17 protein-coding genes, 3 rRNA genes and 1 pseudogene are annotated in these 25,807 nt (G+C 27.3%); 12 read left to right on the top strand and 9 right to left on the bottom strand.

Annotation, left to right across the window (positions count from 1 at the left end; all coding sequences use genetic code 11):
* Positions 1-11: 11 nt before the first annotated feature.
* From yidC to rpmH, 4 genes are read right to left on the bottom strand one after another with little or no spacing between them, the layout of a single operon-like run.
* Complete coding sequence (yidC, locus tag TGUWTKB_RS00065) at positions 12-1,640, bottom strand: membrane protein insertase YidC (RefSeq protein WP_041062261.1); 1,629 nt, start codon at positions 1,638-1,640, stop codon at positions 12-14.
* A 24-nt stretch (positions 1,641-1,664) separates the two neighbouring features.
* Positions 1,665-1,895, bottom strand: a complete 231-nt coding sequence (gene yidD, locus TGUWTKB_RS00070; RefSeq protein WP_041062263.1) for a membrane protein insertion efficiency factor YidD — start codon at positions 1,893-1,895, stop codon at positions 1,665-1,667.
* On the bottom strand, positions 1,871-2,224 hold the full coding sequence (rnpA, locus tag TGUWTKB_RS00075; protein ID WP_041062265.1) for a ribonuclease P protein component: 354 nt from the start codon (positions 2,222-2,224) through the stop codon (positions 1,871-1,873). Before rnpA ends, yidD begins: the two co-directional genes overlap by 25 nt.
* 2 nt (positions 2,225-2,226) lie before the next feature.
* The gene (rpmH, locus tag TGUWTKB_RS00080) at positions 2,227-2,373 is read right to left on the bottom strand and encodes a 50S ribosomal protein L34 (RefSeq protein ID WP_041062267.1); all 147 of its coding nucleotides are present in this window, start codon (positions 2,371-2,373) and stop codon (positions 2,227-2,229) included.
* A 269-nt stretch (positions 2,374-2,642) separates the two neighbouring features.
* Between rpmH and dnaN the strand changes: the two genes are divergently transcribed.
* From dnaN to TGUWTKB_RS00135, 11 genes are all read left to right on the top strand, one after another.
* On the top strand, positions 2,643-3,746 hold the full coding sequence (gene dnaN / locus TGUWTKB_RS00085; RefSeq protein ID WP_041062269.1) for a DNA polymerase III subunit beta: 1,104 nt from the start codon (positions 2,643-2,645) through the stop codon (positions 3,744-3,746).
* Positions 3,747-3,808: 62 nt separating this feature from the next.
* Positions 3,809-6,232 carry a DNA topoisomerase (ATP-hydrolyzing) subunit B gene (gene gyrB / locus TGUWTKB_RS00090; RefSeq protein WP_041062272.1) on the top strand — a complete coding sequence of 808 codons (2,424 nt, stop codon included), beginning with the start codon at positions 3,809-3,811 and terminating at the stop codon, positions 6,230-6,232.
* A gap of 335 nt (positions 6,233-6,567) precedes the next feature.
* Positions 6,568-8,841, top strand: coding sequence for a 5-methyltetrahydropteroyltriglutamate--homocysteine S-methyltransferase (gene metE / locus TGUWTKB_RS00095; RefSeq protein WP_041062274.1), 2,274 nt, complete (start codon positions 6,568-6,570; stop codon positions 8,839-8,841).
* A gap of 167 nt (positions 8,842-9,008) precedes the next feature.
* A complete protein-coding gene (rmuC, locus tag TGUWTKB_RS00100; protein WP_052459505.1) occupies positions 9,009-10,451 on the top strand; it encodes a DNA recombination protein RmuC in 1,443 nt (480 codons plus the stop codon).
* Positions 10,452-10,572: 121 nt separating this feature from the next.
* Positions 10,573-10,803, top strand: coding sequence for a twin-arginine translocase TatA/TatE family subunit (tatA, locus tag TGUWTKB_RS00105; RefSeq protein ID WP_041062276.1), 231 nt, complete (start codon positions 10,573-10,575; stop codon positions 10,801-10,803).
* Between the two features lie 29 nt (positions 10,804-10,832).
* Positions 10,833-11,177 carry a Sec-independent protein translocase subunit TatA/TatB gene (locus TGUWTKB_RS00110; protein WP_041062278.1) on the top strand — a complete coding sequence of 115 codons (345 nt, stop codon included), beginning with the start codon at positions 10,833-10,835 and terminating at the stop codon, positions 11,175-11,177.
* 79 nt (positions 11,178-11,256) lie between these two features.
* Positions 11,257-11,976 (top strand): twin-arginine translocase subunit TatC, encoded by a 720-nt coding sequence (tatC, locus tag TGUWTKB_RS00115; RefSeq protein ID WP_041062280.1) that lies wholly within the window; start codon positions 11,257-11,259, stop codon positions 11,974-11,976.
* 262 nt (positions 11,977-12,238) lie between these two features.
* Positions 12,239-13,796: ribosomal RNA gene (locus tag TGUWTKB_RS00120) — 16S ribosomal RNA — on the top strand.
* Positions 13,797-14,052: 256 nt separating this feature from the next.
* Positions 14,053-16,965 (top strand): 23S ribosomal RNA (locus TGUWTKB_RS00125).
* Between the two features lie 91 nt (positions 16,966-17,056).
* Positions 17,057-17,172, top strand: a 5S ribosomal RNA gene (gene rrf, locus TGUWTKB_RS00130).
* Together the 16S, 23S and 5S rRNA genes form the textbook arrangement of a ribosomal RNA operon.
* Before the next feature lie 49 nt (positions 17,173-17,221).
* On the top strand, positions 17,222-18,103 hold the full coding sequence (locus TGUWTKB_RS00135) for a 5'-3' exonuclease (RefSeq protein ID WP_041062283.1): 882 nt from the start codon (positions 17,222-17,224) through the stop codon (positions 18,101-18,103).
* A 6-nt stretch (positions 18,104-18,109) separates the two neighbouring features.
* Here TGUWTKB_RS00135 and yihA read toward each other — a convergent pair whose 3' ends face one another.
* The 3 genes from yihA to TGUWTKB_RS00150 all read right to left on the bottom strand — a co-directional run bounded on the left by yihA (position 18,110) and on the right by TGUWTKB_RS00150 (position 20,447).
* Positions 18,110-18,706, bottom strand: coding sequence for a ribosome biogenesis GTP-binding protein YihA/YsxC (gene yihA, locus TGUWTKB_RS00140; protein WP_041062285.1), 597 nt, complete (start codon positions 18,704-18,706; stop codon positions 18,110-18,112).
* A 449-nt stretch (positions 18,707-19,155) separates the two neighbouring features.
* Positions 19,156-19,887, bottom strand: a complete 732-nt coding sequence (dnaC, locus tag TGUWTKB_RS00145) for a DNA replication protein DnaC (RefSeq protein ID WP_041062287.1) — start codon at positions 19,885-19,887, stop codon at positions 19,156-19,158.
* A gap of 2 nt (positions 19,888-19,889) precedes the next feature.
* Complete coding sequence (locus TGUWTKB_RS00150; RefSeq protein ID WP_041062289.1) at positions 19,890-20,447, bottom strand: DnaT-like ssDNA-binding domain-containing protein; 558 nt, start codon at positions 20,445-20,447, stop codon at positions 19,890-19,892.
* A 312-nt stretch (positions 20,448-20,759) separates the two neighbouring features.
* On the opposite strand from TGUWTKB_RS00150, the gene TGUWTKB_RS00155 reads away from it, so the two are divergent.
* Positions 20,760-21,998: an Nramp family divalent metal transporter gene (locus TGUWTKB_RS00155; RefSeq protein ID WP_041062291.1), complete on the top strand. Its 1,239-nt coding sequence runs from the start codon at positions 20,760-20,762 to the stop codon at positions 21,996-21,998.
* Positions 21,999-22,158: 160 nt separating this feature from the next.
* Here the strand turns inward: TGUWTKB_RS00155 and argR are convergent, their stop codons facing one another.
* The gene (argR, locus tag TGUWTKB_RS00160; RefSeq protein WP_041062293.1) at positions 22,159-22,632 is read right to left on the bottom strand and encodes a transcriptional regulator ArgR; all 474 of its coding nucleotides are present in this window, start codon (positions 22,630-22,632) and stop codon (positions 22,159-22,161) included.
* 210 nt (positions 22,633-22,842) lie between these two features.
* A pseudogene (gene mscM, locus TGUWTKB_RS00165) lies at positions 22,843-25,782 on the bottom strand (miniconductance mechanosensitive channel MscM); the annotation flags it as partial.
* Positions 25,783-25,807 lie beyond the last annotated feature (25 nt).

Here is a 25,807-nt window from a genome sequence, read left to right on the forward strand (position 1 = left end):
ACAGTTAATTATTAGATTTTTTGCTGATAGATTCCTTTTTTCTCTAAATTTTTATAGATTATTTGTTGTTGTAATATAGTAAAAAAATTACTAATTATATAGTATAGTACTAAACCTGCTGGAAACCATAAAAAAAAGATAATAAAAACTACTGGGATAAAATTCATAATCTTTTTTTGCATAGGATCAGATGAATTATTCGGTGATATTTTTTGAATTACAAACATAGTAATCCCCATCAAAATAGGAAGAACATAATAAGGATCTTTTTCTGAAAGATCGTGAATCCAAAAAATAAAATGTGCGTGACGTAACTCTATTGAATCCATTAACATATAATAAAGCGCAAGGAAAATAGGCATCTGAATAATTAATGGTAAGCAACCTCCTAAAGGATTAACTTTTTCAGTTTTATATAAATGCATAATTTCTTGACTCATTTTTTGTTTATCATCACAAAAACGATCACGAATTTTTTGCATTTTAGGTTGCAACATTCTCATTTTTGCCATAGAAACATATTGAGTTTTAGTTAAAGGATATAAAAGTCCTCGAACTATAAATGTTATAATTATAATAGATAATCCCCAGTTTCCAACAAAACTATTGATTAATCTTAATAATTTAAATAATGGTTGTGAAATAAACCATAACCAACCATAATCCACAGTTAAATCAAGATTTTTAGCTACTTTAGACATTTTATCTTGAATTTCTGGACCAATCCATAAAGTTGATTTTACTGATTTTTCAGAATTTTGAGGAATATTTATTATAGATGATCGATATCCTATTGTTACGAAATCTGTTCCCGAATAATTTGTATAAAAATAATTCTTACCTAAAGTATGAGGTATCCAAGCTGTAGCAAAATATTGTTCTAACATTGCTACCCAACCGTGATTTGTTTGTATATTGAGTTTTTTGTTTTTTATTGTTTCAAATTTGTATTTTTCGTATTTATTATTCTCTGTAGAATAAGCAGCACCACGAAAAGTACGTATAGAAAATTTTTTGTTATCACGATTTTTAGGTAAATTTATACTTTGTTTTAATTGACCATATATAGAAACTTCTATTGGTTTCTCCGTTAAGTTTTTAATATTATAGACTAAATCTATATCATAATCTCCTCGTTTAAATATAAATGTTTTTTTATAGATTATACCTTCTTTATTTTTCCAGATTAGTGGTACACTAATTTTATTTTCATTTTTCTTCATTTCAAATTTATCTTGTTGCACACTATAAGTGGGTCTTTTATTTTCTCCATATTTAGGATTATCAGGTCCATTTTTACCGGTAAAACCACTTTGAGCTTGATAAATAAAAAATGGGCTAGTTTCTAATAATGATAAAGGTTTATTAGAACCTAATTTTTCTTGATAATTGATTAACTTAGCTTCTTCAATATCGCCCCCTTGAGTATTAATTTTTATAGAAAAAACATCAGTATTTACTGTAATAATTTTTTTATGATCATTGATATAATGAGAATTGATAGTATTATTTTTAATATTGTTGTTTTGAACAAACGGCTGTTTTTTAACAGCAATAATGTGATCTTTCTGCCAAGTTTCCCACATAATCAAAGAAATAAAGATAAAAAAAACTAAAAAAAGGTTACGTTTTAAATCCATCATTCTTTATTTTTTTATTTTAGTTTATGGTACTGGATCATAGCCACCTAAATTTAGAGGATGACATCTTAATATACGTTTTATAATTAACCAATTGCCTGTAATAATATTTGATTTTTTTAATGCTTGTAATGCATATTCAGAACAAGTTGGTTGAAAACGACAATGAGGGCCAAGCATAGGACTAATAATTTTTTTATATAAAAAAATTAAAATAATTTCTATTTTTTTTATATTTTTTGTAAGTAATACCACATTTGCTCCATTAAATTAGTAATTTTTTTATTACTAAAATTACAAATATCTTTTTTTATCATAATAACAAAATCTACGTTAGGAAGTCGATGTTGAAATAATCGAAAATTTTCTTTAATTAATCTTTTAATACGATTTCTATCATGGGAGTATTTTATATATTTTTTTCCGATTATAATTCCTATTCTAGGATTCTTAAATAAATTAAATGAAAAAAAAACAGTAATTTCTTTAGTATGTATTTTTTTTGACTGTTTAAAAACGTTATAAAAATCTCGTTTTTTTAAAAGTTTTAAATTTTTAGGAAAAGTTAAATTTAAATTTTTCAAATTTATTTACAATCTGAAATTGTTAACCGTGTTCTATTTTTTAAACGACGATTTGATAAAATTTTACGACCGTTTTTTGTTTTCATGCGTATGCGAAAACCATGTGAACGATTACGTTTAATTAAAGATGGTTGAAAAGTTCGTTTCATTAAATTTTTATTCCAATGTTGAAAAAATAAATAATTACAGGATACTATCCTGACAATAAATGTCAATTATCTTATGATATTTAATACATAGTATTAAAAATATAATATTATTAGTGTACTTAACATTTATGAAAAGTTTTTGATCTTGATATTTACATATAATATATTTTGATTACTTGTATAAATTTTTTAATAATTAATAAAGCTTAAAATAAATTTATATAGATTGTACAATGAAATATCAATAATAAAAAAGCTTTTAGATATGTATGAAATTTGTTATAGAACGTAATAATTTTACAAAATCTTTACAAAAAATTGTGAGATTAGTCGTATCACGTCCTCTATTTCCTATTCTTAATAATGTTTTATTAAAAACTGAAGAAAACAATTTATTATTAACTGTTACTGATTTAGAAATAGAGCTTATTGCAAAAATTGAATTATACGAAATTTATGAATATGGAGAAATAAGTGTTTCAGCAAAAAAGCTCTTTAATATTTGTCGATCTTTTTCTGAAAATATCAAAATAACCCTTTCTTTACAAAAGAATATTATTTTTTTATCATTTAAAAATAGTCGTTTTTCTCTTGCTACTTTACCAGCAAAAGAGTTTCCATATTTAGAAAAGTGGGAATGCAAACAAAAACTTTTTGTTGATAAAGAAAAATTTAAAAAAATCATTGAATCTACTTTTTTTTCTATGGCGAATCAAGATATACGTTATTATTTAAATGGTATGTTTTTTTTATTTGAAAAGAATAAATTACAAGTTGTAGCAACTGATGGGCATCGCATGTCAATTAATTCAATGCCTATTAACGATTTTTATGATAAATATTCTATTATTGTTCCTCGTAAAGCGATTATAGAACTTTTATATTTATTAAAAAGTTTTCATGAAGAAATAATAGAAATTAAAATTGGTAAAAGTAATATTCGTATTTATATAGGAAACATCATTTTTACTTCAAAATTAGTAGATGGCAATTTTCCAGATTACAATACATTTTTATCAAATATTCCAACAAAAACTATGGATATTAATCGTTTATTGTTTAAAGAAGCTTTATTACGAATATCAATTCTTTCTAATGAAACAAATAACAGTATAACTTTAGATATAAAAAAAAATTTATTAAGCATTTTCTCTAGTAATTCTATTCAAGAAAAAGGAGAAGAAGTATTAAAAATTTATTATAATTATGACAACTTCAAAATTGCTTTTAATGTTAGTTATATGATTGACATTTTACATACATTAGATTGTCAAAATGTACGTTTATTATTTACTGATGAATTATCTAGCATAAAAATTATTGATATTAATAATCCATTTTTATTTTATATCATTATGCCAATTAGATTATAATAAAGTTAATTCTTATATATAAAATTTAGAAAACTTATATATAAAATAAATAGGAACAAATCATGTTAGATTCTTATAATTCTTCTAGTATTAAAATCCTGAAAGGATTAGATGCAGTAAGAAAAAGACCGGGGATGTATATAGGAGACACAGATGATGGAACTGGTTTACATCATATGGTTTTTGAAATAGTTGATAATTCGATTGATGAAGCATTAGCAGGACATTGTAAAAATATAACTATTAATCTTCATAAAGATCGATCTGTTTCCGTAATAGATGATGGTCGTGGAATACCAACAGGTATACATAAGGAAGAAGGTATATCTGCAGCGGAAGTTATTATGACTGTACTTCATGCAGGAGGTAAATTTGATAATAATTCTTATCAAGTTTCTGGAGGATTACATGGAGTAGGAGTTTCTGTTGTTAATGCGCTATCTAAAAAATTAGAATTAACTATTTATCGTAAAAATAAAATTTATAATCAAACTTATCTATATGGTGTACCTCAAGAAAAGTTAAAATTGACAGGACAAACTGATCAAAAAGGGACATGTATACGATTTTGGCCAAATAATAAAATTTTTACAAATGTAATTGATTTTAAATATGAAATTATTGCACAACGTGTTAAAGAACTTTCATTTTTAAACTCTGGTATTTGTATTACTTTAATAGATAAAAGAAAAAATATAGTTCAAAAATATTATAATAAAGGTGGTTTAAAATCCTTTATTAACTATTTAAATAAAAATAAAAATCCTATTCATTCAAATATTTTGTATTTTTCTTCTAAAAAAGATGATATTCATGTTGAAATTGCTTTGCAATGGAACTCTAGTACTAGGGAAAGTATTTTTTGTTTTTCAAACAATGTTCCTCAAAAAGATGGGGGAACTCATCTTTCTGGATTCCGTTCAGGTATTACACGTACATTTAATAACTATATAGAAAAAGAAGGATATGGAAAAAAAACAAAATTTAACGTAATTGGAGAAGATGTTAGAGAAGGTTTAACAGCTATAGTTTCCATTAAATTATCAGATCCCAAATTTTCTTCACAAACAAAAGAAAAATTAGTATCATCTGAAGTAAAATCAGTAGTTGAATCAAAAATTCATGAATATTTAATTGAATATCTTTTAGAACACCCTCATGATGCAAAAATTATAGTGCATAAAGTTTTTGAATCTGCACGTGTCAGAGAAGCTGCTAGAAGAGCTCGTGAAATTACACGAAAAAAAGGAACTTTAGACATAATTAATCTGCCAGGTAAATTAGCAGATTGTCAAGAAAGAAATCCTGAAAATTCTGAGATTTATTTAGTAGAAGGTGATTCAGCAGGTGGATCTGCAAAACAAGGACGAAATCGTCAAAATCAAGCAATTTTACCACTAAAAGGTAAAATTTTAAATGTTGAAAAAGCTAATTTTGAAAAAATGCTCTCTTCACAAGAGATAACTACATTAATCACTGCTTTAGGATGTGGAATTGGAACAGAAGAATATAATCCTGATAAATTAAGATATCATCGTATTATAATTATGAGCGATGCAGATGTTGACGGTTCTCATATTCGTACTTTATTACTAACATTTTTTTTTCGTCAAATGCCAGAACTTATTCATCGTGGTTATCTTTATATTGCTGAACCACCTTTATATAGAATTAAAAAAGGAAAAACAGAGAAATATATAAGAAATGAAGAAAAAATGCATAACTATTTAATAAAAATAGCATTAGAAAATATTATTTTTTATAATTCTAATAATAATATTTTTCCTCAAAATAAAAAAAAATTTATTAATTTAGTATTAATGTTTCAAAATGTTTTACAAATTATTGAAGAAAACAAACAAGATTATCCTATAGTTTTGTTAAAAGCTTTAATTTATCAAAAAAAAATTGATGATTTTAGCAATGAAAATGAAATGATAATTTGGGCAAAAAAGTTATCGAAATTTTTACATGATCAACAATCAAAAAACAAAGAATTATTACAAGTAAAATATATAATAAAGAAAGACTTGCAAACAAATACATTCTTTCCCATTTTTTATATATCTGATTATAAAAATGATATGGAATGTGTTTTAAATAAATTATTTTTTAATGAAAAAAAATATAGTTACATATTTTTATTTGGAGAAAAAATACAATATTTGATTAATAATAATGCTTATATTGAATGTAGTAATGGTGTACAAAAAAAATTAGAAAATTTTGAAGAATTATTAAACGATTTAATAGAAAAATCTCGTAGTTCTTTGACAATACAACGATATAAAGGATTAGGAGAAATGAATCCAGAACAGTTGTGGAAAACAACAATGAATCCTCAAAATCGTCATATGTTACGTGTTACTATTCAAGATGCAATAGAAGCAGATTATTTGTTTTCTACTTTAATGGGTGATGAAGTAGAACCAAGAAAAAAATTTATTCAAAAAAATGCTTTAAAAGCTATTAATGTTGATATATAAAAACTTTTAAAAGTTTTTAAAGATGATATATCTATCTAAAAGACATTTTTTTAGATAGATATATTCTATATTTATTCTAAAAAAACATTTGATTCTTTAAAAATAAAATGTTTTTTGAGATTATTTAATGGAATTTTTTATATTTATTCACTCTTATGAAAATTAACAAATTATATTTATATTGTTTTAATACATTTGCTTGTATGGTATTTCTTATTTACTAAAATAGTATTATTTAATCCCTCCTTTTTTAGTTGTTTTTTCAGTTACTAATTCATTTTAAATACATTAATTTTTAAAAAATTTCATTTATATAGAATATTTAAGGAAAAATAATGACCATTGTAAATCATATACTTGGTTTTCCACGTATTGGATTAAATCGCGAACTAAAAAAAGCACAAGAAATTTATTGGAATAATAAGATTTCAAAAGAGGATTTGTTTTTAGTTGGTTATAAACTTCGAAAACATCATTGGAATTTACAAAAAAAATCTGGTATTGATTTAATATCAGTCGGAGACTTTGCATGGTATGATCATGTTTTAACTACTAGCTTAATGTTAGGAAATATTCCTAAACGTTATAAAAATAATGAAAATATTGATATTGATACTATTTTTAAAATAGGGCGAGGTTTTACTACTAAAGAAGGTCAATCTATTCCAGCATCTGAAATGAAAAAATGGTTTAATACTAATTATCATTATATAGTGCCAGAATTTTATAAAAATCAAAAATTTGAATTTATTTGGACTCAGTTATTTGATGAAATAGATGAAGCAAAAAAAATTGGATATCGAGTAAAACCAGTTATATTAGGACCATTAACTTATCTTTGGTTAGGAAAAATGGTAGGAGAAAAAACAAAATCTGACCGATTATCCTTGCTATCTGAATTAATTCCTGTTTATCAAAAAATTATTTATGAATTAGAAAAACGTAAAATTGAATGGATACAAATAGATGAACCTATATTAGTTTTAGAACTATCTCAAGATTGGAAAAAATGTTTTAAACAAGTTTATGAAGCTTTATATAATAAAAATATTAAAATACTAATAACAACTTATTTTGATAGTATCAATCATAATATAGATATTATTAATCAATTGCCTATTCAAGGTTTACATGTTGATTTAATTTATGGTAAATATGATATTAATAACCTCAAACAATCAATTCCTGAAAATTGGATTTTATCTTTAGGAATAATAAATGGACGTAATGTTTGGCGATCTGATTTAATCAAAATTTTTAAAGATTTTTTTCCGATTATCAATAAATATAAAAATATTTGGATTGGACCATCATGTTCATTCTTACATATACCTATTGATATTAATGCAGAAAATAATTTTGATAAAAAAACACAACAATTATTTTCTTTTGCTATACAAAAATGTGAAGAAATTGCATGTTTAAGTCTTGCTTTAAAAGAAAATAATATAAAATATTTAGAACAATGGGAAAATGTTAGTTTTTTACAAAAATCTTTACATGTTAAAAATAAAAAAATATATGATAGAATTGCTAATATTAATATATATGATATAAAACGAAAAAATTCTTATAATATCCGTTCTATCAAACAAAAAAATAAATTAAAGTTACCGTTATTACCGACTACAACTATTGGATCTTTCCCTCAAACAACAGAAATAAGAAAAACACGCTTTGATTTTAAAACAAATCAAATTAATAGCGAACAATATAATCATATGATGAATAATCATATTAAGAACATTATTAAAAAACAAGAAAAAATTGGATTAGATGTATTAGTTCATGGAGAACCCGAAAGAAATGATATGGTTGAATATTTTAGTGAAAATTTAGAAGGTTTTTTAATTACAAATAATGGTTGGGTGCAAAGTTATGGTTCAAGATGTGTAAAACCTCCTATTATTATTAGTGATATTTATAGATCTAAACCTATTACTATTAAATGGACTAATTATGCACAATCTTTAACAAAAAAACCAATAAAAGGTATGTTAACTGGTCCAGTTACTATTCTACTTTGGTCATTCCCTCGTGAAGATATTTCCTATGAATTAATTGCAAAACAAATTGCATTAGCATTACGAGATGAAGTAAAAGATTTAGAAAAATCTGGAATTAGCATTATTCAAATTGATGAACCTGCATTAAGAGAGGGATTACCTCTTCATAAGTCTGCATGGAAAAATTATTTAATGTGGGCAGTAAATTCCTTTAAATTGAGTGCTTGTGTAGTTAAAGATACCACTCAAATTCACACGCATATGTGTTATTGTGAATTTAATGACATTATGGAATCAATATCTTTACTAGATGTAGATGTAATTACAATTGAAAATTCTCGTTCTAATGAAAATTTATTAAATATTTTTAAAAAAAATAAATACTTTAAAGATATTGGTCCAGGAATTTATGATGTGCATTCTATGAATATTCCAAGTGTTATTGATTTTGAACACTGTATTAGCAAAATAACGAAATACATACCAAAAAATCAATTATGGATAAATCCAGATTGTGGTTTAAAAACAAGAAATTGGAAAGAAACATATATAGCATTAAAAAATATGGTCACTGCAACAAAAAATTTTCGTAAAAAACTTTAATAAATAATAAATATCATATAATAATAATTAATGTCAGCAGATTTCAAAGAAATTCTGCTGATTTATATACATTTATTTTAATATTTAATGAAAGAAATAAGATTACTAATATAAAAAAAATTATAAAATACTTTTTATAAAGAAAAATGTAATAAATATTAAAATAAATGAATAAAACATTCATCATATATCCTTTATTAATTTTATTAAGTATTAGTTTGACATTAATTTTTTCGTATTTTCGTATTCAGTATTTGAAAAAATATTTTTTTTATAAATATCGTTTTTTAAAAAAAAATGAAAATATCTTCGAAAAGAAATATGATCTTCAAAGAAAATTTTTAGAAAAACAAGAAAAAGAATTGCTAAATTTAAAAAATTGTTTATTACAAAAAGATGAAAAAATACAAGAATTAAAATATTGGCGTAAAGAATATGAACAAATATGTCAAAAATTGCAAGAACAAGTAGAAATAAATAATATACAAGAAACTGAATTACGAGAATCTATTAATCATATTCAAGAAATAAAATTTGATAAAAAAGCACATAAAAATCTATTGTTTGAAAGTGAACAAAGAACAATTAATAAATTTGAAAATATCATAAAAGAAAAATTAGTGAATAATGATTCTAAAATAGAAGAAAAAAATCAACAAAATTTAAACAATTTTTTTATTCCATTTAAAGAGCAATTAGAAAGTTTTCGTCGTGAAATCAACGATAAATTAGGTCAAGATTCTTGTGAACGTAACATATTAAAGTATGAAATAAATCAATTACAGCAATTAAACAGTCAAATCACAAAAGAAACTATTAATCTTACTAAAGCTTTAAAAGGAGATATTAAAACACAAGGTAATTGGGGAGAAACTGTTTTAAGTCGCGTTCTTGAATGTTCTGGATTAAGAGAAGGTTATGAATATGAAAAACAAGTAACTATTCATCTTAAAGATAAAAATCGTATACAACCAGATATTATTGTACGTCTACCTCAAGGTAGAGATGTTGTTATAGATGCTAAAACAACTCTTATTGCTTACGAAAAATATTTTAACACAGACGATAAGCTAATTCGTGAAAAAGCTCTTCAAGAACACATAAAATCAATTCGTAATCATATTCGATTATTAAGTAGCAAGAATTATCAAAAATCTCCTGGATTAAGATCATTAGATTATGTATTAATGTTTATTTCAATAGAACCAGCGTTTTTATTAGCCATTAATCATCAACCAGATTTATTAAATGAAGCTTTACAACAAAATGTTATGTTAGTAAGCCCAACTACTTTATTAGTTGCATTAAAAACTATAAATAATCTTTGGAAATCAGAATATCAAAACAGGAATTCTCAATTAATTGCTAAGCGTGCATCTCGTCTTTATGACAAAATTCGATTATTTGTTGATGATATTATAAATATTGGACAAAATATTGATAAAGCACAAAAAAGTTATGAAAATGCTTTAAAAAAACTAATTCAAGGACGAGGAAATCTCATTTCACAAACTGAAAATTTTAAAAAGTTAGGTGTTGAAATTAAAAGTTCTATTAACCAAAAAATTTTAAATCAAACAGAATTTTGGAAAGAAGATAACTTAAAATGATAATTAATAAAATATAAAGATTTCTAAAAAAGAAAATTATATTTTTATTATATATAAATGTAAAATTTGTTAGTTATTAAAAAAAATTAATGAAAAATCAATAATAAAATAGGTGAATTTTATGGGAAAAATTAGTATTGGAAAATTGTTAATTGTTGCTGTTATTATTTTACTTGTGTTTGGTACTAAAAGATTACGTAATCTAGGATCTGATTTAGGAACATCCATTAAAGATTTTAAAAAAGCAATGCGTGAAGAAGATGTGCAAGATCATAAAAAAAATCATATAAATAAAGAAAATATTAATTATGATAAGAATCATATAGAAACAGAAAAAAACAAAATTAATTAACAATAATTATTTTATAAATAGGTATAAATATGTTTAATATTAGTATTAGTAAAATTTTTTTAGCTTTATTAATTGGTTTAGTTGTTTTAGGTCCAAAAAAATTTCTTTCTGCTTTTAAATGTATAATATTTTTTTTTAAAAAAATACGTCTTTTACTAATTAATACAAGAAATGAGTTTGAAAAATATTCTACAATGCAAGAATTACAAAACAATATAAATCAAATTAGCAATATAAAAAATAATAATATGATATTTAATGAACTAATAAATTGTGTTAATGATTTAAAAAAAGAAATCCATTACTTTCATTTAAAAAATAAAAGCTATTTTTCTAACAATACTTATAAAGATGAACATAATGTACAAATATAAGAACATGAATTTTATAAAACTTTATTAATAAAATATCATTAAAACTTTTAAAAAAGTTTTAAAATAATTTGAATAAAAAATGAGCTTAAAAACGCAATCTATTATCGATCATTTACTTGAATTAAGAAAACGTATTATTAACTGTTTAATTACAGTTTTATTATTTTTTTTATTTTTAATATGTTTTTCTAATAATATATATATCATAATTGCTAGTCCTTTGATAAAAAAAATGCCGCCTGGTACAAGTATGATTTCCACTGATCTTTCTGCTCCATTTTTTGTTCCAGTTAAATTAACAGTTTTTGTATCTTTTTTTTTAAGCGCACCAATTATAATTTATCAATTTTGGCAGTTTATTGCACCTGCTTTATATAATAATGAGAAAAAAATAGTTTTTCCTATTTTATTTACAAGTATTTGCTTATTTTATATTGGTGTTATTTTTTCATATTTTTTTATTTTACCGTTTTTTTTTCATTTTATAATTAATAATATGCCTACAGGAATTAAAATAGCTACTGATATTGAAAAATATCTTGATTTTATTACATCGCTATTTTTAATTTTTGGTAGTATATTTGAAGTACCTATTGTTATAGTTATATTATGTTGGGCAAAAGTTTTGCATTTAAAAAAACTTAAAAAAAAACGTTCCTATTTTTTTTTAAGTTCATTTATAATTAGTATCTTCTTAACTCCTCCAGATATTATTTCTCAAACTTTTCTTGCGATTTTCATTTACTTATTATTCGAGTTAGGTATATTATTCGCTTACTTTTTTTGTAAAAATTGTTAAAAAGTTTATAAAAAACAACATTTTTTAAAATTTTTAATTATATAAAGTTTATATAAAGTATATAAAAGTATTGTTTTTTTTATTTTTCAATATATAATGAATATGTTTTTTTTTAATAAAAACTGTTCTTTTATAATTAACTAAATAATCTGTGTGGGCATTTTTCAAGGAAATATCTTCATAAAAACAGATATTTTTAATGCATGTTAAAGTTACGTTATATAGTAAGTTTAAAAACATGAATTAAAAGAAAAGTCAATAAAAATTGAAGGGTTTGATCATGGCTCAGATTAAACGCTAACGGTAAGCTTAACACATGCAAGTCGAACGGCAACGAAAAGAAGCTTGCTTCTTTGTCGGCGAGTGGCGAACGGGTGAGTACAATCTGGGGATCTACTTAATAAAGGGGGATAACCATTAGAAATGATGGCTAATACCGCATAATGTCGTTTAGACCAAAGTAGGGGATTATTATTTTAACAAATAATAACCTTATGTTATTAAATGAACCCAGACGAGATTAGCTAGTAGGTGGGGTAAAGGCTCACCTAGGCGACGATCTCTAGCTGGTCTGAGAGGATGATCAGCCACACTGGAACTGAGACACGGTCCAGACTCCTACGGGAGGCAGCAGTGGGGAATCTTGCACAATGGGCGCAAGCCTGATGCAGCTATACCGTGTGTATGAAGAAGGCCCTCGGGTTGTAAAGTACTTTCAGCACGAAAGAAAAATATCAAATATAATACGTTTGATACATGACGTTACGTGCAAAAGAAGCACCGGCTAACTCTGTGCCAGCAGCCGCGGTAATACGGAGGGTGCGAGCGTTAATCGGAATTACTGGGCGTAAAGAGCACGTAGGCGGTTTATTAAGTCAGATGTGAAATCCCTGAGCTTAACTTAGGAATGGCATTTGAAACTGATAAACTAGAGTCTCATAGAGGGGGGTAGAATTCCAGGTGTAGCGGTGAAATGCGTAGATATCTGGAGGAATACCAGTGGCGAAGGCGACCCCCTGGATGAATACTGACGCTCAGGTGCGAAAGCATGGGGAGCAAACAGGATTAGATACCCTGGTAGTCCATGCTGTAAACGATGTCGACTTGAAAATTGTGGGCATGACCTGTAGTTTTCGAAGCTAACGCATTAAGTCGACCGCCTGGGGAGTACGGCCGCAAGGTTAAAACTCAAATGAATTGACGGGGGCCCGCACAAGCGGTGGAGCATGTGGTTTAATTCGATGCAACGCGAAGAACCTTACCTGGTCTTGACATCCACGGAATTTTATAGAGATATAGAAGTGCCTTCGGGAACCGTGAGACAGGTGCTGCATGGCTGTCGTCAGCTCGTGTTGTGAAATGTTGGGTTAAGTCCCGCAACGAGCGCAACCCTTATCCTTTTTTGCCATCGGTTCGGCCGGGAACTTAAAGGAAACTGCCGGTGATAAACCGGAGGAAGGTAAGGATGACGTCAAGTCATCATGGCCCTTATGACCAGGGCTACACACGTGCTACAATGGCGTATACAAAAAGTAGCAATCTCGTAAGAGCTAGCAAATCTTATAAAATACGTCTTAGTCCGGATTGGAGTCTGCAACTCGACTCCATGAAGTCGGAATCGCTAGTAATCGTGGATCAGAACGCCACGGTGAATACGTTCCCGGGCCTTGTACACACCGCCCGTCACACCATGGAAGTGGATTGCAAAAGAAGCAAGTTACTTAACCTTCGGGATGGTGCTTACCACTTTGTGATTCATGACTGGGGTGAAGTCGTAACAAGGTAACTGTAGGGGAACCTGCGGTTGGATTACCTCCTTAACTTTGTTAAAAGGTATTCCTGAAAAGTGCTCACAACAAATTATTTAGTAAATATATTAATGAATAATCGTTATATATCATAGTCCTCCTTTTATCGTAAAAGGAGGACTACTTTTATTTTATTAAAATATATCAGTTATTTTTTTAGTACACGATCTTTAACATTTTTGGCAAATCAAAATATTCAACAAAAAACGCTGTATAGATAAATGTTGAATAGCATACAACATATTAAAAAGAAATTTTTGAGTTGTAAGATTAAGCAATTAAGCGTATACGGGGGATGCCTTGGCAATCAGAGGCGATGAAGGACGTGCTTATCTACGAAAAGAATCGGTAAGGCGATAAGATCCGTTAATAACCGGTAGTGTCCGAATGGGGAAACCCGATGTAGTAACATACATCATCATTATACGAATATATAATATAATGAAGCAAACCAGGAGAACTGAAACATCTAAGTATCCTGAGGAAAAGAAATCAATTGAGATTCCCTTAGTAGTGGCGAGCGAAAGGGGAAAAGCCCAGAGTTTTATCAAATTATTTTGTTAGTAGAAGTGTTTGGAAAATCACACGATACAGAGTGATAGTCTCGTATATAAAAACATATAATTTGTGTACTCAATGAGTAAAACGGGACACGTGATATCCTGTTTGAATACGGGGGGACCATCCTCCAAGGCTAAATACTCCTGATTGACCGATAGTGAACTAGTACCGTGAGGGAAAGGTGAAAAGAACCCCTAAAGGGGAGTGAAAAGATACTGAAACCGTATACGTACAAGCAGTAGGAGCATTTTTTTTATAATGTGACTGCGTACCTTTTGTATAATGGGTCAGCGAGTTATATTCTATAGCAAGGTTAACTGTATAAGGGAGCCGTAGGGAAACCGAGTCTTAACTGGGCGTTAAGTTGTAGGATGTAGACCCGAAACCCGGTGATCTAACCATGAGCAGGTTGAAGGTTAGGTAATACTAACTGGAGGACCGAACCAACTAATGTTGAAAAATTAGTGGATGACTTGTGGTTAGGGGTGAAAGGCCAATCAAACCGGGAGATAGCTGGTTCTCCTCGAAAGCTATTTAGGTAGCGCCTCGTAAACTCATCTTTGGGGGTAGAGCACTGTTTTGGCTAGGGGGCTACTCCAGCCTACCAATCCAATGCAAACTCCGAATACCAAAGAATGTTATTACGGGAGACACACAGCGGGTGCTAACGTCCGTTGTGGAAAGGGAAACAACCCAGACCGCCAGCTAAGGTCCCTAAGTCATAATTAAGTGGGAAACGATGTGGGAAGGCTTAAACAGCCAGGATGTTGGCTTAGAAGCAGCCATCATTTAAAGAAAGCGTAATAGCTCACTGGTCGAGTCAGCCTGCGCGGAAGATGTAACGGGGCTAAATTATGTACCGAAGCTGCGGCAACAAATAATTTTGTTGGGTAGAGGAGCGTTCTGTAAGCTGAAGAAGGTAAGTTGTGAAATTTACTGGAAGTATCAGAAGTGCGAATGCTGACATGAGTAACGATAAAATGGGTGAGAAACCCATTCGCCGAAAGACTAAGGTTTCCTTTTCGATGTTAATCAGAAAAGGGTAAGTCGAATCCTAAGGTGAGGCTGAAAAGCGTAATCGATGGAAAAACAGGTTAATATTCCTGTACTTTATATTATTGCGATGAAAGGACGGAGAAGGCTAGATTAGCCGAGTGTTGGAAATCTCGGTTTAAACATGTAGGTTAATTTTTCAGGAAAATCCGAAAAATAAAAACTGAGGTGTGATGACGAAATTCTTAGGAATTGAAGTAATTAATGCCATGCTTCCAAGAAAATCTTCTAAGCTTCAGATAATATAGAACCGTACTACAAACCGACACAGGTAGTTAGGTAGAGAATACTAAGGCGCTTGAGAGAACTCGGGTGAAGGAACTAGGCAAAATGGTGCCGTAACTTCGGGAGAAGGCACGCTAGAAGTAAGTAAAAAGACATGCTCTTTAAGCTGAAACTAGCCGAAGATAATAGCTAGCTGCAACTGTTTATTAAAAACACAGCACTGTGCAAACACGAAAGTGGACGTATACGGTGTGACGCCTGCCCGGTGCCGGAAGGTTAATTGATGGGGTTATCTTTTTTTTTTCTAAAAGAAAAGCTCTTGATCGAAGCCCCGGTAAACGGCGGCCGTAACTATAACGGTCCTAAGGTAGCGAAATTCCTTGTCGGGTAAGTTCCGACCTGCACGAATGGCGTAATGATGGCTAGGCTGTCTCCACCCGAGACTCAGTGAAATTGAAATGGCTGTGAAGATGCAGTGTACCCGCGGCAAGACGGAAAGACCCCGTGAACCTTTACTATAGCTTGATATTGAAGATTGAACATCGATGTGTAGGATAGGTGGGAGGCTATGAAGTATAAACGCTAGTTTATATGGAGCCGTCCTTGAAATACCACCCTTTAATGTTGAATATTCTAATGTTACTCCGTCATCCGGAGTGCAGACAGTGTCTGGTGGGTAGTTTGACTGGGGCGGTCTCCTCCTAAAGAGTAACGGAGGAGCACAAAGGTCAGCTAATTACGGTCGGAAATCGTAAGTTTAGTGCAAAGGCATAAGCTGGCTTAACTGCGAGCGTGACAACGCAAGCAGATGCGAAAGCAGGTCTTAGTGATCCGGTGGTTCCGAATGGAAGGGCCATCGCTCAACGGATAAAAGGTACTCCGGGGATAACAGGCTAATACCGCCCAAGAGTTCATATCGACGGCGGTGTTTGGCACCTCGATGTCGGCTCATCACATCCTGGGGCTGAAGTAGGTCCCAAGGGTATGGCTGTTCGCCATTTAAAGTGGTACGCGAGCTGGGTTTAGAACGTCGTGAGACAGTTCGGTCCCTATCTGCCGTGGGCGTAGGAGAATTGAAGGGGGTTGCTTCTAGTACGAGAGGACCGAAGTGAACGTACCGCTGGTGTTCGGGTTGTCATGCCAATGGCATTGCCCGGTAGCTAAGTACGGAAAAGATAAGAGCTGAAAGCATCTAAGCACGAAACTTGCCCTAAGATGAGTTCTCCCTGACTCTAAGAGAGTCCTGAAGGGACGTTGAAGACAACGACGTTGATAGGCTAGGTGTGTAAGCGTAGCGATACGTTGAGCTAACTAGTACTAATGACCCGTGAGGCTTAATCTTACAACATCAAAAATTTTTTATGTTATTTTGATTTGCAGAAATGTTGTTCGCTTACTATAAATGATATAGATAAGAATCTATTTATGTTTTACTTGGTAAAAATAGCGTAGTGGTACCACCTGATCCCATTTCGAATTCAGAAGTGAAACACTATGGCGCCGATGGTAGTGTGGGGTCTCCCCATGTGAGAGTAGGAATTTGCCAAGTAAAACTAATTCTTGTTTTTTATTGATTTTATGGTTTAAAACAATACTTTATGAAAAAAAAAAATGACAATATTTTTTTATTAATTGATGGATCATTTCATTTATATAGAGCTTATTATTCTTATCCTTTTATGGTTAACACGGAAAAAAAACCTATAGGTGCAATATATGGTTTTATTTATGTACTCAATTTTTTAATAAAAAAATATCAACCTATTAATGTAGCTGTTGTTTTTGATCATAAAGGAAAAACATTTAGAAATGAGTTATACGAAAAGTATAAATCACATCGTTTACCAATGCCTAACGAACTATCTATTCAAATTAAACCCTTACATGATATTATTCAAGCAATGGGTATTCCAATTATTTCTATTCCAGGAGTTGAAGCAGACGACGTTATTGGCACTATTGCTAAATTAGCTGAATTTCAAAAAAAACCTGTACTAATTAGCACAGCTGATAAGGATATGACTCAATTAGTTTCAAATAAAATTAATATATTTAATATTATAAATAAAGAATTAATTGGACCAAAAGAAGTTGAAAAAAAATATGGTATAACCCCTAATTTTATTGTTGATTATTTCGCATTGATTGGTGATATATCAGATAATATTCCAGGTGTACCTGGAATAGGAAAACAAAGAGCAAAAGATCTTATACAAAAATTTGGTAATATAGAATCTATTTATGATAGCATTGAGAAATTTGATATATACAATAAAAATTGTTCTAATTTTGTCTTCAAGCAATTAAAAAATCATAAAAAAATCGCATTCTTATCTTATCAATTAGCTAAAATAAAAACAAATGTAGTTATTAAAGATAAGTATAATAATTTTTTTATTCGAAAATGTGATAAAAAGAGGTTATTCTTTTTATTAAAAGAATTAAATTTTAAAAAAAACGTTATTAACTTTTTAAGTTAAAAAATTTTATTGTGATAAGTTTTTATTGATAGTATTAATAAGTTTTTTCATTCCTATTTTAATTTTTGACGAAAAAATTATTATACTTATTTTATCACTAATCATGCTTATTTCTTTTTTAAGACATTCATATTGAACATTCTTCTTCGCAGAAGAAACCTTATCAGATTTTGTTAATACAATGGTAATAGAAACTTTTCTAAGCATTAATTTATTTAAAATTTCTCGATCTATATCCTTTAAAAGAAATCTAATATCTATTAATAATAATACACCTTTTAAAAAAACTCGGCTTACAATGTAATCGTATAACATTTTTTTTGTTTTTTTTTCATCTTTTTTAGAAAAATTTGTATAACCGTAACCAGGAAAATCAATAATTCTTTTTCCAGAAATAACTTCAAAAATATTGATAAATTTAGTACATCCTACTTTTTTGCTAGTTCTTGATATTTTTTTGTTAGCTAGGATATTGATTAAAGTAGATTTTCCAACATTAGAATAGCCTAAAATAGCAATTTCTGAACCATAATTGAAAGAAAGATTATTAATATTTGATATAGTAGCAAGAAAATTTATTAATTTATAATTTAACTTAAACAAATGTTTCCTTCCTTTAATTAAATGATGAATATAGTATATTAATAGTTTCAACGTTGTTTGTGGTATACTTTAAAAGTATTTAAAATATAGTATTGGATTACAAATTTAAAGAGAATGATATTAATTTTGTGAATTATTATAAAATTTTTAGTTATTTATCTTAAAAAGATAATTTACTGTTGAGTTTTTATCTTTTGTGAGGTTTTCTTATTTTTTTGCTATTTTATAATAATTACAATAAAATTGTATTAAAAAAAATGTTTGCAATCTTAGATGACAGATTATTTAAATTTTATATTATTTAATTATAATTTAATAATCTATATACTTATGGTATTGTAAAAAAATTATTTAAAATATAATATAAAGAAATCGTTGATCTTCATTATAAATAAATTAATATAATTTGAAAAATAATCTGCGATATTTATTAGTATAAATAACAGTGTTTATTTTATATGTTTACGGTAACTTTCCCAATCGAATCGTACCCAAATACTATTCCCTATACGCATTCTATCCATTACTCTTTCTCCTAGCAAATGGTTTAAACTTATATAATCAAGATTTGAAAGCATACCTGTTGGACGTTTTGAAGAAGAACGACGATCAATAATTTGATTAATTACAATTTTTTCATAACGTGATTCTATCTGAATACCGATTTCATCAATCACTAATAAATCAATATTAGAAAAATTATATAGTAAATTTTTTTCATGTAATGAATTTTTAAAAGAAAAAGTTTCTTTAATATTAGACATAATATCTGCAACAGTAATTAGTAAAAAACTTTTACCATTTAAAATAAGATTCATACCTATTGCTGTAGCTAAATGATTTTTACCTGTTCCTGGTTTACCAGAAAAAATAAAACTAGCTAAACTATTTTGATTAAATTCCTTTAAATATCTTTTTGCCATAGATAATGCTTTTTTTTGTCTTTCATTTTCTAATTGATAGTTATCAAAAGAACAATCTTTATATAATTCGTGAATACCAGATTGCATAACAGTTTTTTTAAATTTTATTTCATAATTTTTTTTAATAATTTTTGTAGAATTTAATTTACCTTGTTCTTGATTCCATTTTAATAATTCTAATCCAGTACCAAATTTTGGTTTAATATGTTGAGGAATTATTTTTTTTAAACGATTAAAAAAATAATCATGTTTTTTCATTATTATTCACTTCTAAAACCATCTGGAACATTATCATTATAATGGTGATTGTTAGATCCAGTATGTTTTTTTTTCGTAATTTTATTATCTATTAAACGATTTAATTTAATATTCCGTGCAAGTTTTTGTTGCCATTGAACGTGATGTAAAATACATTCTTCTACGATCCAATAATCAATAAATGATGCTAATTCTGATGTGCTAACAGGTTGTTCTAATATCACCCCCCAAACAGCAGCTTTTTTTTGAAAGTCAATATCTGGTTGCCATTTTTTATACATCGCAAATTTTTCTTTTGGTAGTATTTGATAGTCATTTAAGTTTTTTCTAAAAGATTTTTTAGATTGACTTTTATCTAAAAAATAGTTTTTTTCTAAAAACATTTTTTTTTCTATTTCTAGTAAATATGACAATCTTTCTTGTGTTAAAACATACATAACTGGTATATTTTTATCGAGTACAGCTAAAGTTCCTTTATCTGATTGATGCAATTCAATTATAGGATTTTTAATAAATTTTTTTATTCCAATAATAGTTGAAGTTAAAATTTTTAAAGACATTTGAATTTGTTCATATATTTTAAAGTGAAGTATCTTAAATAGATAATGTTTATTTTTTATAAAGATTATGAAAAATGATATTATAATTTATAATTTTTTAACACATCATAATTTTCAATTATACTAATAATATAAATTAATTGGAATATTCATTATAATTTTTACTAATTTTTTTAATGTTTCATAAACATGAATACTTCTAATTAATTTATTTTTTATTTTTATAGCAAATGCTATAATTTATTATTAAATAATTATCTATTTGGTTCATATTAAAAAAATATATTAAAAAATATGAATAAGGTAAAATTTATGACTAAAAGTAGTTCAGTAAACTATATCATAAAAAATAAGAAAAAAATAAATCTCGCTTTATTAGGACCAGCTTTTATTGCAGCTGTGGGATATATTGATCCTGGAAATTTTGCGACTAATATTCAAGCAGGTTCATCATATGGATATAGTTTACTTTGGGTAGTGGTATTATCTAATATTATGGCAATGTTAATACAATTAATTTCTGCTAAGCTTGGAATTGCAACAGGAAAGAATCTTGCTGAACATATTCGAGACCGTTTTCCTAAAAAAGTCGTTTGGTTATACTGGATACAAGCAGAAATTATTGCTATGGCAACAGACTTAGCAGAATTTATTGGAGCATCTTTAGGTTTTCAACTATTATTTGGCATGTCTTTAATAAAAGGAGCAATTATAACTGGTTTTCTAACATTTTTTATTTTAACGTTTCAAAACAGAAAAGAAAAAATACTAGAAATAATTATTGGAGGATTTTTAATTTTTGTCGCTGGTTCTTATATTGTTGAATTAATTTTTTCTCAACCTAACGCTCTAAAGTTAACAAAAGGAATGTTTATACCATATTTACCAGATAAAAATTCAGTGTTTTTATCAGCAGCAGTTTTAGGTGCAACTATTATGCCTCACGTAATATATTTACACTCAGCCTTAACTCAAGAAGGTGACAAAAATACAAGAAAAGAACGTTATAATGCCACAAAACTAGACGTTACTATTGCTATGACAATAGCTGGTTTTGTTAATTTAGCAATGATGGCCACTTCTGCCGCAGTTTTTCATTTTAATGGTTATACTAAATTAGCTGAACTTGATCAAGCATTTATGACATTAAAACCATTATTAAATAATGCCGCTGCAACAGTTTTCGGGTTAAGTTTAATTACAGCTGGTATTTCTTCTACAGTGGTAGGAACTTTAGCAGGACAAGTTGTAATGCAAGGATTTATTAGATTTAATATTCCATTATTTATAAGACGATTAATTACTGTGATTCCTTCTTTTATTGTTATTTTAATTGGGTGGAATCCCACAAAAATTTTAATATTTAGTCAAGTTTTATTAAGCTTTGGTATTGCTTTAGCAATAGTACCATTACTTGTTTTTACAGGAAATCGTGAATTAATGGATGATATGGTAAATACAACTTTAACCAAATATTTTGGTTGGTTAATCGTAATATTAGTAATTTTATTAAATATTTATCTTTTAATATGTCAATTATTAATTTCTTGAAATGACCATATTAATAAAATACATAAAAAGTTTTCTAATTTATATCTGATATTTTCATAAATTTTGTTCAAAAATTACGGTATATTATTTATATGAAAAAATGAAAATTTTAATAGATATATAAAAGATTATATATTTTATATATAAAATTTTAAATTATTTATTTATTATCAAATAAATCTTGAAGAACAAAAAAAATTTTTTTAATATTTGAAATAATTTTTGGAGTTATAAATATTGTATCATTACTAGCAAGTGTGCCTAAAATACCTTCTTTTTTTTCTAAAGAATTAATTAATTTTGCAATAATATGAGCGCTTCCGGGTATGGTATGAATAATTATCATTACATCATTATAATCAATATTTAACACCAAACTTTTTAATGTATTTGTAATAGATGGAATATTTAATTCACTAGGTGGTAAACAATAAACCATTTCCATTCTAGTATTCCTTATACGTATAGCACCTAATTTCATTAATATACGTGAAATTTTAGATTGATTAATTTTTTGAAAGCCTTTTTTTTTTAGCTCTTGAGCAAGAGCATTTTGAGAACCGAATTTTTTTTCTTTTAACAAAGTTTTAAATTGTTTAATTAAATTTTCTTGATTTGTTAGTATCTTTCGCATAAGGTACCGGATCTATATCAAATAAGTTATTAACAACTGAAATTTAGTATTTGAATTATTTTTATTATTTGTTAAATAAAATTTTTATTTTTGATAAAAACTTTATTCAAAAAAAAAACTGCAACAAGATTTTAGCATAAAAAAAAAATATATAAAGAAAAAATTATAGGTTAATTAAATAAGTAATTTTTAAAAAAAATTAATTCTAAATTATAATTTTTTTTTATTTTTATGAAAAATTTCCGTTCGTATTTGAGTTGGTGGAAATGGTAAATCTATATTGTGCTCTTTAAATCCTTTTAAAATCAATTGGTGTAGTTCATGTCGTAAAGGCATACGATGCCCAATTTCAGCTGCATAAATTCTTAATTCAAATAGTTGAATGCCTTTTTGTAAATCTACTAAAAAAACCTCAGGAGAAGGAATAGTCAAAACATAAGAACACATTTCTGCTGCTTTTTTTAAAATGGTAGTAATTTTTTCAGTACTTTCTTTAGTGAATGCAGGTATTGTTAAAACTATACGTGTAACAGAATCAGAAAGAGACCAATTAATAAATTGTTCAGTAATGAATGCTTTGTTAGGAACAATAATTTCTTTACGATCCCAATCTATAATAGTAGTTGCTCGTGTATTAATGCGTGTAATGCTACCAGTTAAATTACGAAGAGTTACTGTATCTCCAATTCTAATTGGTTTTTCAAATAAAATAATTAAACCTGAAATAAAATTTGCAAAAATTTCTTGTAAACCAAAACCTAATCCAACACCAAGAGCAGCTACTAACCATTGTAACTTTACCCACTCAACTCCAATAAATGAAAATCCAATTACTCCTCCTATAAACATTAAAAAATATTTTGTAAGAGTAGTAATAGCATAACCAGTACCTGGTTTTAAACTGATATGTTGTAAAATTGCTAATTCTAATAATGCTGGCATGTTTCTTACTAATTGTGCAGTAATAAAAAGTATGAGTACTGTTATTAATATGGAACTTAAAGTGATAGGATATACATGATTTACATTACTAATTGTTCGCTGTACTTCCCATAAATGAATATTTTCTAAAAAACTGAAAGCAGAGTGAATATCTGACCATAAAATTATAACTGATAATAAGGCTATTAATGTTAAAATAGATCTTACTAGACGCAGAGATTGAGAACTAATTTTATCTAAATCAATAATAGGTTCATCAATTTCTACTGAATCAGCATTTTGCATTAATAATTCTTTTTCTTCTTCACTACGTGATCTATTAGCTAGTATTTCTGCTCTTTTTTGACGAGCACGATCAAAAGCAATTCGTCTTTTTTGAATCAGCATCCAACGTCTTATAATGTAATAAATTACTAGTAAAGAAAACCAAATAGCTACTGAAATTTCAAGTTTAGCTAACAAAGCTTTTGCTGTTTCTAAATATCCTATACAAGCTGCAAAAGCGGATAATATAGGAATAGCAATCATTACGTTCCATAAAAAATAATTAATTAAATTTTTACAATTACCTTCTTTATCAAGATATAAAGGAATATCAGCACGCTTAAAACTACTTGTTACAACACTTAGTGCTCCACAAATACATATAAAACATAATCTTCCTAGTGTTGCTGATAATTGATGTTCTTCAAAATTAGCGAAGGTAACCATTAACATAATTAATGGTACAATAAACCAAATAATTAAACGATAATAACGCATAGCATGGGCAACACGATTATATGACCATTGAAAATGAATAAGAAATAAACCATTTTTTTCAGCAAAAGCTGCACTAATCATAAAAATAAATAATAGTGGTAATGTAGAAATAATTCCTTCACCTAAAGAAACAGCTATTGGATAAGACCAACATCTTTGTAAAGCTGTTCCTAACGTCGCACATAATAATATTGGTGGCGCTGTAATTATAATAGATAAAAAAACAGTAAATAATGTAATATAAAAATGATCTTGAGTCACCTTTCCTACTTGATTTGCAGTATTCTCTAAAAATAATAAAAAGTTTTTTCTTAGTTGTAAACTCAAACCAATAAACAAAAGAGATATAATAATTGTTATTAATGTTTCTTTTTTACTAAAGATTATTAATAATGAATTATATAATTGACTAAAAACATTAGGTGAAAGAATGAAAGAAAAAGCATGTATTACTTCTACAGGATAATAAAAATTAATTGGACTAATATCTGCTGTCCAAAATAAATAACGATGTGTAGATTCTTTGACAGCAAGCAAAATATTTTTAAGTTCATGTCTACTAATTCTTAATTTATTAAGTTCTATAATTAAATTATCACATCCTATGATTAACAAATTAAGTAAATTATTTCTATGTTTTAATTGATAAATCAAAGTATCTTTTTGATTTTTATCTAAATCTTTATTTTCATTAAAACATTGTTGTAATATATCTTTTTCATGATCCAGTTTATTTTGATAAATTAATTTTTTTGCATGTAAATCTCCTAATTGGTTATCTATACTTTTAGATTTTTGAATTTCAGGTGAAGGTAAATGTATTAGCTGAGTTCGTAAAGCTTCTCCAACTAAATTAGAAAATTTTAACCATTTTGATTGTTCATATAATGTATTTAAGACATGACGTACTTGAATAATTTGTGAATGAACAATTTTTTTTTGTATTAAAATAGATTCCATTTGTTGATTTTGTTGGCTTAAAACATTAAAAAGATCTTTATTTATACGTAATTGATTTCTAATGACTGATGGTAATTTTTGATTATTTTTAACAGGTTCTTCTATTTTTTCTAATATTTTTTCTGCTTTTTTTTGTCTGTTTTTATGTATTTTAGTATGAAGAAAACTTAAGCATTCATCTAAGTAATAATTATTTTTATGATGCATTATCATAAAATCATATATTGACTGCTTTTTTCGATCTTTAAAAAATGATTTTTTTACTTTTTTTTTATATATATAAGCTACATTAGCTTTATAAGCTATTTGCATTAATAGTTTTTTAATCAAATTATTTATTATTTTTTTTAATTGTTCTATATATTTTGCTATAATTTCATTAATATCATTTTTTATTTCAGATGCAGTTACTAAAAGTAATGAAACTTTATTACATTGATTATATTTTTTTTTAATTAATTGATTCTTTTGAAATTGTAAGTTTATTGGTTCTTTTTCTACTTGGTCAACA

Origin of the sequence: Candidatus Tachikawaea gelatinosa (assembly GCF_000828815.1) — a bacterium.
In the GTDB taxonomy this organism is placed as follows: Bacteria; Pseudomonadota; Gammaproteobacteria; order Enterobacterales; family Enterobacteriaceae; genus Tachikawaea; species Tachikawaea gelatinosa.